This window comes from Asanoa sp. WMMD1127 (assembly GCF_029626225.1).
Taxonomy (GTDB): Bacteria; Actinomycetota; Actinomycetes; order Mycobacteriales; family Micromonosporaceae; genus Asanoa.
On the sequence record NZ_JARUBP010000001.1, the window covers coordinates 207318 to 221663 of the forward strand.

General features: G+C 71.7%; 16 protein-coding genes and 1 pseudogene. 10 read left to right on the forward strand and 7 right to left on the reverse strand.

Annotated features, from left to right (window positions below; genetic code table 11):
- Positions 1–58 precede the first annotated feature (58 nt).
- Positions 59–838 (reverse strand): NAD(P)H-binding protein, encoded by a 780-nt coding sequence (locus O7635_RS01090; RefSeq protein ID WP_278078497.1) that lies wholly within the window; start codon positions 836–838, stop codon positions 59–61.
- 104 nt (positions 839–942) lie between these two features.
- On the opposite strand from O7635_RS01090, the gene O7635_RS01095 reads away from it, so the two are divergent.
- The 3 genes from O7635_RS01095 to O7635_RS01105 are packed head-to-tail and all read left to right on the forward strand — an operon-like array spanning position 943 to position 2832.
- A complete protein-coding gene (locus tag O7635_RS01095; protein ID WP_278078498.1) occupies positions 943–1635 on the forward strand; it encodes a hypothetical protein in 693 nt (230 codons plus the stop codon).
- Positions 1636–1689: 54 nt separating this feature from the next.
- Positions 1690–2298, forward strand: coding sequence for a tyrosine-protein phosphatase (locus tag O7635_RS01100; RefSeq protein WP_278078499.1), 609 nt, complete (start codon positions 1690–1692; stop codon positions 2296–2298).
- Positions 2299–2334: 36 nt separating this feature from the next.
- Complete coding sequence (locus O7635_RS01105; RefSeq protein ID WP_278078500.1) at positions 2335–2832, forward strand: hypothetical protein; 498 nt, start codon at positions 2335–2337, stop codon at positions 2830–2832.
- A gap of 318 nt (positions 2833–3150) precedes the next feature.
- Here O7635_RS01105 and O7635_RS01110 read toward each other — a convergent pair whose 3' ends face one another.
- Positions 3151–3690: a snapalysin family zinc-dependent metalloprotease gene (locus O7635_RS01110; protein ID WP_278078501.1), complete on the reverse strand. Its 540-nt coding sequence runs from the start codon at positions 3688–3690 to the stop codon at positions 3151–3153.
- A 199-nt stretch (positions 3691–3889) separates the two neighbouring features.
- On the opposite strand from O7635_RS01110, the gene O7635_RS01115 reads away from it, so the two are divergent.
- Positions 3890–4045: a hypothetical protein gene (locus O7635_RS01115; protein WP_278078502.1), complete on the forward strand. Its 156-nt coding sequence runs from the start codon at positions 3890–3892 to the stop codon at positions 4043–4045.
- Between the two features lie 88 nt (positions 4046–4133).
- The gene (locus tag O7635_RS01120) at positions 4134–4946 is read left to right on the forward strand and encodes an alpha/beta hydrolase (protein ID WP_278078503.1); all 813 of its coding nucleotides are present in this window, start codon (positions 4134–4136) and stop codon (positions 4944–4946) included.
- A gap of 17 nt (positions 4947–4963) precedes the next feature.
- Here the strand turns inward: O7635_RS01120 and rnhA are convergent, their stop codons facing one another.
- The gene (rnhA, locus tag O7635_RS01125; RefSeq protein ID WP_278078504.1) at positions 4964–5416 is read right to left on the reverse strand and encodes a ribonuclease HI; all 453 of its coding nucleotides are present in this window, start codon (positions 5414–5416) and stop codon (positions 4964–4966) included.
- 33 nt (positions 5417–5449) lie between these two features.
- Between rnhA and O7635_RS01130 the strand changes: the two genes are divergently transcribed.
- Positions 5450–5881: an SRPBCC family protein gene (locus O7635_RS01130; protein WP_278078505.1), complete on the forward strand. Its 432-nt coding sequence runs from the start codon at positions 5450–5452 to the stop codon at positions 5879–5881.
- A complete protein-coding gene (locus O7635_RS01135; RefSeq protein WP_278078506.1) occupies positions 5878–6432 on the forward strand; it encodes a TetR/AcrR family transcriptional regulator in 555 nt (184 codons plus the stop codon). The genes O7635_RS01130 and O7635_RS01135 overlap by 4 nt, the downstream gene beginning before the upstream one ends.
- 9 nt (positions 6433–6441) lie before the next feature.
- Here the strand turns inward: O7635_RS01135 and O7635_RS01140 are convergent.
- Positions 6442–7665 (reverse strand): annotated as a pseudogene (locus tag O7635_RS01140) (MFS transporter); the annotation flags it as partial.
- A gap of 83 nt (positions 7666–7748) precedes the next feature.
- Here O7635_RS01140 and O7635_RS01145 point away from each other — a divergent pair.
- Positions 7749–8942 (forward strand): FAD-dependent oxidoreductase, encoded by a 1194-nt coding sequence (locus tag O7635_RS01145; protein WP_278078507.1) that lies wholly within the window; start codon positions 7749–7751, stop codon positions 8940–8942.
- Positions 8943–9184: 242 nt separating this feature from the next.
- Here the strand turns inward: O7635_RS01145 and O7635_RS01150 are convergent, their stop codons facing one another.
- The 3 genes from O7635_RS01150 to O7635_RS01160 form a co-directional block, all read right to left on the reverse strand.
- Complete coding sequence (locus O7635_RS01150; RefSeq protein ID WP_278078508.1) at positions 9185–10273, reverse strand: hypothetical protein; 1089 nt, start codon at positions 10271–10273, stop codon at positions 9185–9187.
- A 402-nt stretch (positions 10274–10675) separates the two neighbouring features.
- Positions 10676–11443 carry an ABC transporter ATP-binding protein gene (locus tag O7635_RS01155; RefSeq protein ID WP_278078509.1) on the reverse strand — a complete coding sequence of 256 codons (768 nt, stop codon included), beginning with the start codon at positions 11441–11443 and terminating at the stop codon, positions 10676–10678.
- Positions 11440–12351 (reverse strand): TIGR03560 family F420-dependent LLM class oxidoreductase, encoded by a 912-nt coding sequence (locus O7635_RS01160; RefSeq protein WP_278078510.1) that lies wholly within the window; start codon positions 12349–12351, stop codon positions 11440–11442. Before O7635_RS01160 ends, O7635_RS01155 begins: the two co-directional genes overlap by 4 nt.
- A 168-nt stretch (positions 12352–12519) precedes the next feature.
- Here O7635_RS01160 and O7635_RS01165 point away from each other — a divergent pair, with 168 nt between their 5' ends.
- On the forward strand, positions 12520–13530 hold the full coding sequence (locus O7635_RS01165) for an ABC transporter substrate-binding protein (protein ID WP_278078511.1): 1011 nt from the start codon (positions 12520–12522) through the stop codon (positions 13528–13530).
- 53 nt (positions 13531–13583) lie between these two features.
- Positions 13584–14342, forward strand: a complete 759-nt coding sequence (locus tag O7635_RS01170; RefSeq protein WP_278078512.1) for an ABC transporter permease — start codon at positions 13584–13586, stop codon at positions 14340–14342.
- Positions 14343–14346: the final 4 nt, after the last annotated feature.

Below are 14346 nucleotides of genomic sequence, written 5' to 3' on the forward strand. Positions count from 1 at the left end.
TGTCCCGAAGTCATGGCCGGAGCGGGGCAAGGCGTCGGCTGGGTCCGGCGCGGCCCGGTCAGGACCTCGGGACGGACCCTAGCCACTCCGCGAAGGTCGGGCCGCGCAGCACCGCGCCGTCGCCCGGGAGCTGCTCCGGACCGTTCATCGCCCGCCCGGCCCGCCCGGGCAGGCGCACCGGGACGACCGTGCGGCGCTGGCCCCGATGCCGCACCAGCTGCCGGGCCAGGTCGGGCAGGCGCTCGACCCGCGGGCCGCCGATGTCCGGCACTCGACCGGCCGGGCCGGCATCGACCACCTCGGCCAGCGCCTCGCCGACCTCGCCGGCCGCGATCGGCTGGGTGATCATCGCCGGCACCAACGCGAACCGGCCGACCGTCATCCGCTCCATCATCTGGCCGGCGAACTCGTGGAACTGGGTGGCCCGCAGCACCGTCGCCGGCACCGGACCGGTCAGCACGGCGTCCTCCTGCGCCAGCTTCGCGGTGTAGTAGCCGTAGGGCACCTTGTCGATGCCCACGATGCTCAGCACGACGTGGTGCGTGGCGCCCGCGTCGGCCGCGAGACGCCCGAGCCGCGTGGTGGTGTCGGTGAACCAGCGGACCGCCGTGCGGCGGGACATCGTCGTGATGTTGGCGCAGTCGACGACACAGTCCGCACCGGCCAGCGCCCGGTCGAGCCCCGCGCCGGTGGTGAGGTCGCCCTGGAACGCCTCGGTGCCGGCCGGCCCGGCGGTCCCCTGCCGGCTGAGCAGCGCGACCCGGTGGCCGCGCCGGACGAGTGCGCTCACGGTGGGTCGCCCGACCACGCCCGAGCCTCCGATGACTAGTACGCGCATACCGTGACGACGAGACGGCCACCCGGAAACGTGACGGGCGTGTCCGGCGTCACCGTGGAACCGGGCGGCCCGCGCGCGGCTCGTCACCAGCGGAGGTGGCGAACATGTCGAAAATCCTGCGCCACGTGCTGGCGGCGGCCCTGCTCGCGGTGGCCGTCGGTGCGATCGCCGCGCCCGGCCCGGCCCGCGCCGGTGGTTGGGCGTCGGCCGTCCTGGAGCCGATGCCGGCGCAACTGCGGCCCCACCAGACCTACACGGTCGGGCTGTGGGTGCTGCAGCACGGCTTCCATCCCTACGAGGGCGAGCTGGACAAGGTCGCCCTGCGGCTGGTCGACAGCAGGGGCACGGTCACGACGTACGACGCGGTGAAGCTTCCTGAGCCGGGCCACTACGCGGTGTCGATCGTGCTGCCGCACGAGGGCGCGTTCGCGGTCACCGGCATCCAGGGCTGGTTCCCGGAGTACGAGATCGGCACGATCAGCACCGACGGCGGCCTGCGCCAGTTGCCCACCGTCGCCGCGCCGACCGAGCAGCATCTGGCGGAGTACTGGCCGGGCGCGGTCAAGCCGCCGGTCCTGCCCGTCGACCAGAACCGTGACCCGTTCCGGCCCGCGGCCCCGCCACCGGCGGCGCCGGCCGCCTTCGACCCCGCACCGGCCGCCGCGACCGAGCCCGCGCCGGCGTCTTCCTCGCCCTCGCCGTGGCTGGCCGTGCTGGCCGGCGTCGCGGCGCTGTTCCTGGCCGGCTCGGTCCTCTTCGGACGACGGCGGTTCGCGCTGTCCCGCCGCCACCCGTAGCCGGCCGCCGGCCCCGTGGGGGATCATGAAGTCCCCCACGGGAAGGACCGTCGCGTGATCCTCGACTGGCCGGACTGCACCAACGTGCGCGACCTCGGCGGCCTCGCCACCGCCGACGGCCGGCGGATCCGGGCCGACGCACTGCTCCGCTCCGACAGCCACCACCTGTTGACCGCGGCCGCTGTCGAGGCGATCCGGTCCGGCGGCGTCCGGCGGATCGTCGACCTGCGCTGGCCTGCCGAGTGCGTCCTGCGGCCGAGCCCGTTCGCGCAGGACCCGCTCTACGTCAACGTGCCGCTGCTGGGCGAGGCGGATTACGCGTGGGTCCCGGAGAACTATGCCGGGATGCTGGAGTGCAACCGCCCGCAGATCGGCGCCGCGTTCCGGGCCGTCGCGGAGGCGCCGGCGGGCGGCGTCGTGGTGCACTGCCACGCGGGCCAGGACCGCACGGGCGTGCTGGTCGCGCTGGCGCTGCTGGTCGCCGGGGTGGCCGAGGACGACATCGCCGACGACTACGCGCTGACCGCCGAGGCCAGCCGGGACGTCATGGTCAACACCCTCGACCACCTGCGCGAGGCGTACGGCGACGTCACGAAGTACCTGGCCGACTGCGGGGTCGACGCCACCCACGTGGCAGCGATGCGCTCGCGCCTCGTCGAGTAGCCGGTGGGGCGGCCACCGGGCCGGTAGCGTGGCGGCATGGAGACCGCGGCGATGACCAGTGCGTTCCTCGTCGGTGTGGCCGCCGGCGGCCGCAGCATGACCGGCCTGGCGGCGATCGCCCTGACCACCCGGCCGGGCACCGGTTATGCCGTGCTGGACCGTGCGGCCAGCACCCCGGGACGCGCCGCGCTGACCGCGAGCGCCGCCGTCGAGCTCGGCGCCGACAAGCTGCCCCGCACTCCGAGCCGCCTCTCGACGGCCGGGCTGACCAGCCGCATCGCGTCCGGGGCGGCCGGCGGCGCGGCGCTGGCCCTGCGGGCGCGCCGCAACCCGCTGCTAGGTGCGGCGGTCGGCGCGGCGGGCGCGGTGGCGGGCAGCTACGCCGGCGCCTACTGGCGGCGCTGGATCGGCCGGGAGCAGGTCGCGGCCTTCGTCGCCGCGGTCGCCGAGGACTGCCTCACGGCCGCCACCGCCCTGGCCGCCTGCACCCTGGCCCCGCAACGCAACCCCACCGCGGGCGGCAGGCACGCGTGACGGCCGGCCGGCACGGCCCTGACGCCTGCACCCTGGCCCCGCAACGCAACCCCACCACGGGCGGCAGGCACCCATGACGGCCGGCCGCCACGCCGACACCCGCAGTCCGGCGCCACGCCGACGCCCGCGGTCGGCTCCGTTGCGATAGACGCGACCTCGGGTGCCAGAACGTCCTACTAGGGCGCCGGCCGCGCGACTCCGGTGACGCGATCTTGCGCCGCGGGCCTGGCAGGGTCGGGCCCCCAGGGCCCGGCCCGGTGTCCGGCGGGAGCGACGGTCGTGCCCCCGGCGGACCCGGGACAGCCTGCCCTTGATCGCTCAGGCAGCCGGTTGCCAGACGAACTCGCGCGTCGGGACGCTGGTCAGCGACCCGAACCTGTTGTTGACCTCGGCGGCCTCGCGGGCGTTGGGGAACGCGTTGGTGCAGGAGACCGGCGCGCTGCTGCCTGACATCAGGTCGCTGCACAGGCCCGTGCGGCGGTCAGGCAGGCCGAGCAGGTGGCCGAACTCGTGGGTCGAGATGCGCGGCTGGTAGTAGCCCTGGTTGACGGCCTGGCGGCCCATGATCCAGTAGCCGTTGCCGAGTGACTGCGTGTAGGCGCGGGGCCAGCCGTTGTCGGCGTAGACGCGGATGTTGGGCGTGCGGCCGGCCGGGACCGGTTCGAGCCGGACGTTGGTCACGCGGCTGTTCCAGTTGGACGCGCCCTGGCGGGCCACCGACACGAACTCCTGTGCCTGGCTGGTGTCGTAGTAGAGCACCCGGACCGCGGCCTGCGCGACGCCGACGCCGGCCAGTTGGACGCCGACCAGGGCGGCGGCGACGAGGAAGAGAGTGGACAGTCTGCGACGTAGGGCCATTGGGAGCCTCCTCATGGGAGCGAAGGAACTTCGGTTCCGTCACCCTATCGAGCTGCATCGATGAATGGCCATCCCGGCGGGCTCCTACCGCGGCGCGATGGTAGGGCTGGCGCTACCCCGGGTTGGGGTACCTGCGGCAGTGACCCGAACCCTGTCCGGCCGGAAGAGTGGGGTCAACGGTGACCCAGGGGGAGCGGTGATGGGCGGACGATCCACAGTGGGCATGCGGATGGCGGGGTTGCTGCTGCTGGCCCTGATCGGCATGACGATCGGTGGGGTGCTGGGGCGGCTGCCGGCGGTCGCGGACTACACGTCGGTGTCGGTCGTCGAGTGGATGGTGGGCGCGGCCTGGTGAGGCCGGGCGCGGGTTCCGTGACATTTAGGGCATAAGCCGCGTTATTGAATGCGGGCCCATGCCCTGACTGGAACCCACGGAGGCTTTGGTGAAGAGAATTTTGGTCGCGCTGGCCGCGCTCGCCCTGCTCGCGGTGCCGTCGGCGGTGGCCGCCGCCGGGCCCGCGCCGGCCGAGGACGCCTATCCCGTCAAGCCGACGGTCGTGCTGGTGCACGGCGCCTGGGCCGACGGCTCGTCCTGGAGCGCGGTGACGCGACGGCTGCGGGAGGCCGGCTACCCGGTGCGCGTGCCGCCGAACCCGTTGCGCGACCTGGCCGGCGACAGCGCCACCATCGCCGACTTCCTCTCGACCATCTCGGGCCCGATCGTCCTGGTCGGACACTCGTACGGCGGCGCCGTCATCACCAACGTCGTCAGCGCCAAGGTGCGGGCGCTGGTCTATGTGGACGCGTTCGTGCCCGACGAAGGCGAGACCGTGGCGCCGCTGGTCGGCGACGACTCGATCCTGGCCGGCGATCCGGGGCAGGTGTTCGACTTCGTGCCCTACCCGGGCGCGGCGGAGGACGACGCCGACCTCTACCTGAAGGAGCCGGTGTTCGTCACGGGCTTCGCCAGCGGCGTCCCGGCCGACGAGGCCCGCGCCCTGTGGGCGAGCCAGCGACCGCTCGCCGCCCGCGCGAGCAACCAGCCGTCCGGGCCCGCGGCGTGGCGGAGCCTGCCCTCCTGGTACGTGGTCGGCACGCAGGACCAGGTGATCCCCGAGGCGCGGCAGGTCGCGATGGCCGAGCGCGCGGACGCGGCGATCACCAAGGTCGAGGCGGGCCACCTGGCGCCGATCACCGCGCCCGACGAGGTGACGTCGGCGATCCTGGCCGCCGTCAAGAACGTCTCGGCCAACTGAGGTCGGCCGCGGCGCGCTCAGTGCGTGGCCGCGGCCTCCCGGGCCTCGCGCAGGCCGCGGTTGGCCAACCGGTCGGCGCGCTCGTTCTCGGGGTGCCCCGAGTGCCCCTTGACCCAGTGCCAGCTCACCTCGTGCGGCGTCAGCGCCGCCTCCAGGCGTTGCCACAGGTCGACGTTCTTCACCGGCGTCTTCGCGGCCGTCTGCCAACCGTTGGCCTTCCACCGGGGCAGCCACTTGGTGATGCCGTCGCGCACGTAGACGCTGTCGGTGTGCAGCCGGACCACCACCGGCCGGGTGAGACTCTCCAGCGCGCTGATCGGCGCCATGAGCTCCATCCGGTTGTTGGTGGTCGGCGTGGCCTCGCCGCCGCACATCTCCTTCTCGACCGTGCCGTAGCGCAGCACCGCGCCCCAACCGCCCGGCCCAGGGTTGCCGCTGCAGGCGCCGTCCGTCCAGATGTCCACGGTCATGGTCGGCACCCTATCGCCTGTACCATTTGGTACATGATGCTGACCACGAGCACCGAGGCCCGCGCCGACCTGGCCTCGACCTGGGCCGCGTTGCGTGACGTGACCGACTGGCCACGCTGGACGAGGTCCATGACGTCGGTGGAGCGGCTCGACGACGGCCCGCTGCGGTTGGGCAGTCGCGCGCGGGTCAAACAGCCGGGCATGCAACCGCTGGTGTGGGAGGTCACCACGTTCGCCGACGAGGCCGAGTTCTCGTGGACGAACCACTCCCCCGGCGTACGCACGATCGGCCGTCACCTGATCTCGCCCACCGCCGGCGGCGGCACGACGATCACGCTCGAGCTTGCGCAGACCGGCCCGCTGGCCGGGCTCCTCGGCCTGCTGTTCGGCCGGCGCAACCGGCGCTACCTGGCGATGGAGGTGGCGGGCCTGGCAGCCGCGAGCGAAGCCGCCGCCGGCCGGTGAGCGCCGCCCGGGAGGCGCTGCTCGACCGGTGCTTCGAGGTGGTCCGCCGCCACGGCTTCAGCCACCTGAGCCTGCGCGAGATCGCCGCCGAGGCCGGCACCAGCCATCGGATGCTGATCTATCACTTCGGCTCCCGCGACGGGCTGCTGGCCGAGGTGGTGGCCCGGATGGAGGCGGCGCAGCGGGCGTTGCTGGCCGACCTGGTCACCGACGAGGCCGACATCTTCGCCGTCTCGGCGACGTTCTGGGCGCAGCTGACGAGCCCCGAGGTGCTGCCGGCCCAGCGGCTGTTCTTCGAGATCTACGTGCAGGCGTTGTACGGGCGCGACTGGACCGCGGCCTTCCGCGAGTCGGTGATCCGGGCGTGGGAGGAGCCGCTGGCGGAGCTGTTCCGCCGCGCCGGGGTGCCGGATTCACGGGCCCGGGCGTACGCGCGGCTCGGTCTCGCGGTCACCCGCGGGCTCGGGCTCGACCTGCTGATGACCGGCGCCCGGGACGACGTCGACGCCGCGATGGAGCTGTTCGGGGAGCTGGTCCGCGCCGACGTCTGACCGCGCCGGCGCCGGCCGGCCCAGCGCCGCCGGGCCCCGGCCGGCCAGCGCGCGGAAGCTCAGCCCGGCCACGATGCACCCGACACCCTGGACGGTGAGCAGGGTGACCACGTCGTAGCGGTCGCCGAGCGCGCCCGCGATCCCGGCGCCGACGACCGAGGCGATCGACGCGCCCATCCAGATCGCCGAGAACGCGCGGCCGCGCAGCCGGTCCGGCGTCTCCGTCTGGAACAGCGTCCAGATCGCGCCGACGTGGATGCCGACCGGCACGCCGACCGCCACGAACAGGGCGAAGACCGGCCAGAACGAGGTGTCCCAGCGGGGATAGTTGAAGATCACCACGTCGATCACGCCGAACGTGGTCCAGCTCGTGGTGATCAGCGGGACGGGGCGGAAGCGGGCGGCCAGCCGGGTCGCGAACAGGCTGCCGATGATGCCGCCGACCGCCTGGGCCGACATCAACCAGCCGAACTCGCGGCCGCCGGCGTCGAGGGCCCGGGTCACGTACACCGCGAACAGGGTGCCCATCATTCCCTCACCGACCGACGAGACGCCGATGATCACGAAGATCGCCCGGACGATCCGGTTGTGCGCGACGGCGCGGAAGCCCTCGACGAGCTCGCGCCCGAGGTGGCGGTCCGGCGCCCCGTCCGGTGTGGCGCGGTGGGCGCCGCGGATCAGCCCGCACAACGCGGCGGCGACCGCGAACGTCGCCGCGTCGAAGATCGCCGCGCCGGCCAGCCCGCCGGTCACCGCGATGATGCCGCCCACCGCCGGGCCGACCAGCCGGGCGACGTTGTTGTTGAGCGAGTTGAGGGCGTTGGCCGCCGGCAGCTTCTCCGTGGTGACGAGCTGCGGCAGCAGGGCGTTCTCCGCCGGCTGGAAGAACTGCGCGAGCACCTGCGTCGCGAACGCGACCACCACCACGAGCCAGACCTGGTCCTCGGTGCGCACCAGCAGCAACGGGAGCAGCGCGAAGACCTGGAGGACGTTGACGACCACGACGACCCTGCGCCGGTCCCACCGGTCGACGTAGACCCCGGCCACCGCGCTGGCGGCGATGGTGCCGAGCAGCGACGCGGCCACGACGGCGGAGACGGCGGCCGGCGAGCCGGTCAGCCCGAGCACCGCCACGGGCAGGGCGACGTTGAGCACCCAGTTGCCGGTCAGCGAGATCAACCCGGCGGTGAAGAGCAGCGCGAAGTCCCGCTGCCGCAACGGGGTGAGGTCCATCGGCCGACTATTCCAGGCTTGACGCCGGCCGTTTGCTGAATCTATATTCAGTGAATGAGTGTTCACTCAATCGGGGGTACGCGATGCGGGTCGTGGTGATCGGCGGTGGTGTGGCGGGCGTCGTGAGCGCGCTCGCGCTGCGGCGGCGCGGGGCCGAGGTGACGGTCTACGAGGCGCATCCGGATCCGGCCGGCGAGGTCGGGTCGTTCGTGAGCCTGGCGGTCAACGGGCTGCGCGGGCTGGCCGCGGTCGACTGTCTGGAGCGGGTCCAGGCGCGCGGGCTGCCGATCGCCCGCCTGCGCATGTGGTCGGCCAAGGGCCACCGGCTCGCCGACGTGCCGCGCGGCCGCCGGGGCGACGACCCGCTGCACAGCGTGACGCTGATGCGCGGGCACCTGGTCGCCGAGCTGCGGGCGGCAGCGGCGGAGGCGGGCGTGGAGCTGGTCACGGGCGAGCGACTCACCACGGTGGACGCCGACGGCACGGCGCACTTCGCCGGCGGTCTCGAGGCGGCGGGCGACCTGCTGGTCGGCGCGGACGGCCTCCGGTCGGTGGTCCGCGGCGCGCTCGATCGCACGGCGCCGACGCCGCGCTATGCCGGCGTCTGGGTGATCTCGGGCCGCTCGCCGGGTGACGCGGTGGCCGCCGAAGGCACGTCCACCATGAGGGTCCCGGGCCACTCGCCGGGCGGCACCGCCGACGCCGACGGCACCTTCAACATGACCGTCGGCGCACACGGCGCGTTCATCCACGTCGTGCCACCCGGTGGCGGGGAGGTCTGGTGGCAGGCACAGGTCAACGGCCCGGTGCCGGCGGACCTTTCCGGCATCGGGCTGGACCGGCTCGACGACCTCTTCGCCGGTGAGCCGGTGGCCCGCGAGATCATCGCCGCCACGACGCGGCTGCACCGCCCGAGCGTCAACCACGTGCTCGACTCCGTGCGGGTGTGGCACGCCGGGAGGACCGTGCTGGTCGGCGACGCGGCGCACCCGGTCGGCGCGGGCCAGGGCGCCTCGATGGCGATCGAGGACGGCGTCGCCCTGGCCGCGACGCTCGACGGCGCCGCGTCGATCGCGGAAGGGCTCGCCCGCTACGAGGCGGTCCGCCGTCCGCGCGTCGACCGGGTCCTGCGAGCGGCCGACGACAACCGGGAGGTCAAGCAGGCGGGCCCGCTCCGCCGCCGCCTCACGGAGGTCGGCATGTCACTGTTCATGCCCCGCTTCTACGAGCGCGCGACCGGGTGGCTCTACGACTACGACCCGGTGCCTAAGCCCTGACGAACGCACCTCGCGCCCCACCAAACCACGATGTTCGGAGCTTCCCGCGGCCGACAGCGCCGCGAAGCACCGTCCCGCTTGCGACGCGGTTGCCGCGGCCCTACGACCCAGACGAAATGGTGAGCCGCAGTCAGCGGCAGACAGCGCGGCGCGGGCTTGACCGAGGAGGAGGAGGAGGCGGCGGCGGCGACGGTCGGTCACGCGGTTTCCGAGCCGGCTGGTTGCAGGCAGCCGCAGCAGGCTCAGACTGTTCGCGACGAACCCGGCCCGACCCCTCGGAACGCGGCGGCGATGTCCTTGACCGACGCGAGTCGGGTGGAGAAGGCAGGGTCGATCAACATCATCACACTTGCGAATGCCCACAGGCCCGCGATGGTGATAGCGCCGGTATCAAGAGGGGAAGGCAGTTTGATGCCCCGCCATTGCAACACCAGCACCGAGGCCAACGGCAACAGTCCGACCAGCAGCGCACGCGTCGCGTCGATGATCGACCGCGCGCGATGGGGTCGGCTCAACCGCAGTGTCGGATCAGCGGGTAGGGACGCCATTTCGCGTAGTGCAATCGCGCCGTATATACGGGCCAACGCACCCAGCAGATCATTTCGGGTGTTCGAACCAGGTGTCATGATCCAGATCTGATACTCGCGAACATGTTGTCCGACGTTCCGGAAATATTCACGTAGTGCGGCGTTGCTGGAGGCTGCCGGGAGCCACAGAATCCTCGGGAACGCATGTTCGATGATGTCGGCGGCCACTTCCAGGTGGGCCGACGCGTGCCGACGGGACGCGTGGTCGCGATGATGAAGATCGCTTCTTCTCAACCAGGCGATCACCCGCGCCACACGGATTGCGACGACGTCGTCGATAGATTTCAGGAGCAGCAACCTACGAACGGCGCTAAAGCCGAGGACCAAGAACAGGAGAACTGCCGTGGACGCCAGGCTTCCGGTAATACCGGCAGCGATTTGGATCGCGTGTCCCGCCGGACGAGGCTGGCCGAGGTCGACGTACCGGGGGTAGAAGTCGCCACTCGCATGAGCGCCGCCAACGCTCCAGGTGATGACGAGAAGAGACGTGAGAGCCAGTATGTTCAACTGAAACCAGGAGGTGCGCCATTGCATCTTGCTTCGCAGTCGCGGCACCATCAGGGAAAGGATGAAGGTGACGATGTAGGCGGCCGCCGCAGATCCCGCCGGACTGCCACCACTTAAAAACGAGGTCGTCGCAATGCCGGATACGGCAGTCGTGGCCGCAGCCACATAGGCCCATATCGCGAGTGCTTGACGCACCCGCAATTCCCGCTTCGCCAGGACGGCGAACCGTCCACGCACGCAGACTCGGAGTCCTTGGAAGTCCTGCCAGTCCAAGCGTTCCCTCAGGGCCGCATTTGCTTCTTTCTCCAGAGCCCTGAATTGTTTGATCGAGTTTCGAAGAAACTGCCGCGACTCTTTATCGGAGAATAGGCTCAATGGCGATTGCTGCGCTCGTTTAGGCGCCACTTTCCCCCGCTCACTCGCATATGAGAATCGTGCGAAACCGCAGCTTAGCCGAGGTGAAAGAAATATTCTTCCCTTGTAACTCCGACGGGTGACTCCGCCGGCGCAGCTCATGGGACGACGAGCTCGATTGAGCCGGGGACAGCCGTAGCGGCCTGCGCGCAGGGGGAGGCATGCACCAATCCGCCAGGGGTCCAGCGGCACTCATCGCGATGCACGTGGCACCTCGGTGCCTGGTTAAACCGGCGCGGACTCCCGGCGCATCAGGAGCTCATGCAGTTCGGCGCGGGCCGTGGCGACCTGGTCCAGGTGGGCCGTGCGGCCGAGCGACCGCGGGCGTGGGATGTCGATGTCGAGGATCTCGACGATCCGGCCCGGGCGCGGGCTGAGGACGACCACCCGGTCCGCCAGCAGGACGGCCTCGTCGATGGCGTGCGTGACGAACATGATGGTGGCGCGGGTCTCCATGTGGATGCGCTGCAACTCGGTGGACAGGTCCTCGCGGGTCAGCGCGTCCAGGGCCGCGAACGGCTCGTCCATCAGCAGCACGCGGGGCCGGGCCAGCAGCGAACGGCACAGTGCCACCCGCTGTTGCATGCCGCCCGACAGCTCGTGCGGCAGCCGCTTCTCGAAACCGCCCAGGCCGACCATCTCCAGCAGGTCGGCGGCCCGCGCCCGGACCGCCGACCGGTCGAGCTTGAAGATCTCCGCCGGCAGCAGGACGTTGTCGAGGACCGTGCGCCACGGCAGCAGCGCCGGGCGTTGGAACAGCATCGCGATGTCGCGGCGGGGTCGGGTGACCCGCTCGTCGCCCACCTGGATCTCGCCCTCGGTCGGCGGGATCAGCCCGGCCACGAGGCGCAGCAGCGTCGACTTGCCACAGCCGGACCGGCCGACCACGGCCACGAACTCGCCTTCGGCGATCTTCAGGTCGATGTCGCGCAACGCCTCCACCGAGCCGGCCCGGCCGGCGAACACCTGCGACACCCCGAACAGCTGGATCATCGCGCCACCTGCGGCAGGACCTCGGCGGCGAGCAGGTCCAGGTGGTCGAGGTCGGCCAGATCGGCGATCCGCAGGTACGCGCACCCGGCGCCGATCGCCGCGAACTGGCCGAGATGGTCGACGACCTCGTCGACCGAGCCGTAACAGCCGGACCCCGCCCCGCGTACGGGTGGCCGCAGCACCGCCGCCCGCCGCTCCACCGTGGCGGCGTCGCGGCCGACGGCCACCGACACGCACACGGAACGCCGCACCGGCGGTCGCCCCAGCCGGTCGCATTCGGCCTCGACGCGGCCGAACAACTCCTTGGTGTCGACGGGGCTGGCGAACTGCACGTTGTATTCGTCGGCGAACCGGGCGGCCAGCCGCGGCGTGCGCCGTGGCCCCTTGCCACCGACGATGATCGGCGGGTGGGGCCGCTGGGTGGTCCGCAATCCCGGCGCGCCGCTCAGCTGATAGTGCGCGCCGGCGTGGTCGAAGCGGTCCTCCGTCCACAGTCCCCGCACGATGGACAGTTGCTCGGCCAACCGATCGAACCGCTCGCCCAGCGGCGGCAGGGGGATGCCGAACGCCGCGTGCTCAGGCTCGTACCACCCGGTGCCGAGACCGAGCTCCACGCGCCCGCCGCTCATGTCGTCGACCTGGCTGACGGCGACCGCGAGCGCTCCCGGCGACCGGAACGTCGCCGCGCTCATCAGCGAGCCGATCCGGATCCGGCTGGTGTCGCGGGCCAGCCCGGCCAGCGTCGTCCACACGTCGGTCGGCGTGTGGTCGGGCGGGCCGCCCAACGGCAGGTAGTGGTCGGGTCGGAAGAACCCGTCGAAGCCGCAGGTCTCGGCATGCCGGGCCAGCCCGGCGATGTCGGCGTAGCTCGTGCCGCCCTTGGTGGAGGCGAAGATCCGCAGATGCATCGACGCCAGGTTATCCCTTTCCTGCCCGGATCGGATAGGTGTGCGGGCTGTGCCAATCGCCGGGTTTCCCCTAGGGTGGTGCGTCGTCCCACCCTCCCAATGAGTGTCAATACCTCGATGCCACGAAAGGGACTCCGCGTTATGAGAACCCTCCGCGCAGTAGTCGCCGTGGGCGCCGCAGCTCTGCTGCTGGCCACGACGGCCTGCTCCGGCTCCGACGACAAGGCGCCCGCCGGCAACACCCAGAACGCCGCCTCCGGTCCACTGGAGAAGGTCACCTACATGAGCGGCTTCGGCCTGTTCGGCCGCGAGTCCTATGTGTACGCCGCCATCGACAAGGGATACTTCCGGGAGGCCGGCCTCGAGGTCGAGGTCAAGCCGGGCCTGGGCACCAACCCGAACCTCAAGGCGCTGAGCTCCGGCACCGTCCAGTACGCGTCGATCGACCTCACCGGCGCGTTCCTCGAATACGGCCGGCAAGGTGGCATCAAGGACTTCACCATCGTCGGCGCGGTGCAGCAGCGCTCGCTGACCGCGCTGATGGCGCTCGAGGAGAGTGGCATCAGCACGCCGCGCGACCTGGAGAACAAGACGATCGGCGCCCAGCCGGGCTCGGTCAACCAGGTGCTGTTCCCGACCTACGCGCGACTCGCCGGCATCGACGCGGCCAAGGTGAAGTTCCAGAACGTCGCGCCGCAGCAGCAGCCGCAGCTCCTCGCGTCCAAGAAGGTCGACGTCATCACCCAGTTCCCCGTCGGCAAGCCCGGCGTCGAGCGGGCGGCCGGCGGCCGGAAGGCGGTCGTGCTGCCGTACACCGACGTGATCACCGACCTGTTCGGCGGCGCCATCGGCGTTTCCAAGCAGACGGCGCAGGAGAAGCCGGACCAGGTCAAGCGGTTCATGACGGCGCTGCTCAAGGGGCTCTCCGACACGATCAACAACCCGCAGGAAGCGGGCCAGATCTACGCCAAGTTCGAGAAGACGCAGCCGCCACCGGTCGCGTCGGCCGAGATGACGCTGATGCGGCCGTACGTCGACCTCGGCGCCGGCCTCGGCCAGATCGACCAGGCCCGGGCCGCCCGCAGCATCGCGATCCTGCAGGGCGCGGGCGCGATCCCGGACGGCCTCAAGCCGGAGGACGTCATCTCGTTCGACCTGATTCCCAAGCCGTCCGCCTGACCCGCGTCGGGGGCGGTGGCCCACGCCGCCCCCCGACCCAGCCTGGAGGATCGATGCACCGGGTCTACGCGATCGGCCTGCCGGTGGCCGGCACCGTGGCCGCCGTCGCGCTCTGGTGGTTGGCCGTCGTCGCGTTCGAGATCGAGCCCTACCTGGTGCCGACCCCGCCCGAGGTGCTGCGGGTGTTCGCCGACATGCCCGGTGACCTGTTCGCCGAGGCTCGGGTGACGCTGTGGGAAACCTTGGCCGGGTACGGCATCTCGGTGGTCGCCGGGGTGCTGATCGGCGCCCTGATCGCGGGCTCGCGCACGGTCGAGCGGGCCGTCTATCCCATGCTGGTCGCGCTCAACGCGGCGCCCAAGGTGGCGATCGTCCCCCTGCTGATCGTCTGGTTCGGGTTCGACAGCGCGCCGAAGATCGTGATGGCCGTGCTGTTCTGCTTCTTCCCCATCACCCTGGCCACGGCGGCCGGGCTGAGCAGCACGCCGGCCGAGCTCGTCGAGCTGACCCGGTCGCTGGACGCGTCGCGGCTGCAGACGTTCGCGAAGATCCGGTTTCCGGCCGCGCTGCCCCAGATCTTCGTCGGGCTCAAGGTGGCGCTGCCGCTCGCGGTGGTCGGCGCGGTCGTCGGCGAGCTGTTCGCGTCCGACGCCGGCCTGGGCTATCTGATCACCTCGTCCGGCGGCAGCGGCAACACCGCCCTGGCGTTCGCCTGCGTCGTGCTGCTGTCCGCGATGAGCATCGTGCTGTTCTACGCGCTCGCCTCGGTCGAGCGGCTGGTGCTGCCCTGGGTGCGCGGCACCACAGCCTGACTGC

What these genes read in the sequence shown, in the direction of transcription:
- O7635_RS01110 (WP_278078501.1), bottom strand. Translation starts at nt 3,690, where the DNA reads ATGGCCCTACGTCGCAGACTGTCCACTCTCTTCCTCGTCGCCGCCGCC.
- O7635_RS01105 (WP_278078500.1), top strand. Translation starts at nt 2,335, where the DNA reads ATGGAGACCGCGGCGATGACCAGTGCGTTCCTCGTCGGTGTGGCCGCC.
- rnhA (WP_278078504.1), bottom strand. Translation starts at nt 5,416, where the DNA reads ATGACCGTGGACATCTGGACGGACGGCGCCTGCAGCGGCAACCCTGGG.
- O7635_RS01130 (WP_278078505.1), top strand. Translation starts at nt 5,450, where the DNA reads ATGATGCTGACCACGAGCACCGAGGCCCGCGCCGACCTGGCCTCGACC.
- O7635_RS01115 (WP_278078502.1), top strand. Translation starts at nt 3,890, where the DNA reads ATGGGCGGACGATCCACAGTGGGCATGCGGATGGCGGGGTTGCTGCTG.
- O7635_RS01160 (WP_278078510.1), bottom strand. Translation starts at nt 12,351, where the DNA reads ATGCATCTGCGGATCTTCGCCTCCACCAAGGGCGGCACGAGCTACGCC.
- O7635_RS01155 (WP_278078509.1), bottom strand. Translation starts at nt 11,443, where the DNA reads ATGATCCAGCTGTTCGGGGTGTCGCAGGTGTTCGCCGGCCGGGCCGGC.
- O7635_RS01090 (WP_278078497.1), bottom strand. Translation starts at nt 838, where the DNA reads ATGCGCGTACTAGTCATCGGAGGCTCGGGCGTGGTCGGGCGACCCACC.
- O7635_RS01170 (WP_278078512.1), top strand. Translation starts at nt 13,584, where the DNA reads ATGCACCGGGTCTACGCGATCGGCCTGCCGGTGGCCGGCACCGTGGCC.
- O7635_RS01145 (WP_278078507.1), top strand. Translation starts at nt 7,749, where the DNA reads ATGCGGGTCGTGGTGATCGGCGGTGGTGTGGCGGGCGTCGTGAGCGCG.
- O7635_RS01095 (WP_278078498.1), top strand. Translation starts at nt 943, where the DNA reads ATGTCGAAAATCCTGCGCCACGTGCTGGCGGCGGCCCTGCTCGCGGTG.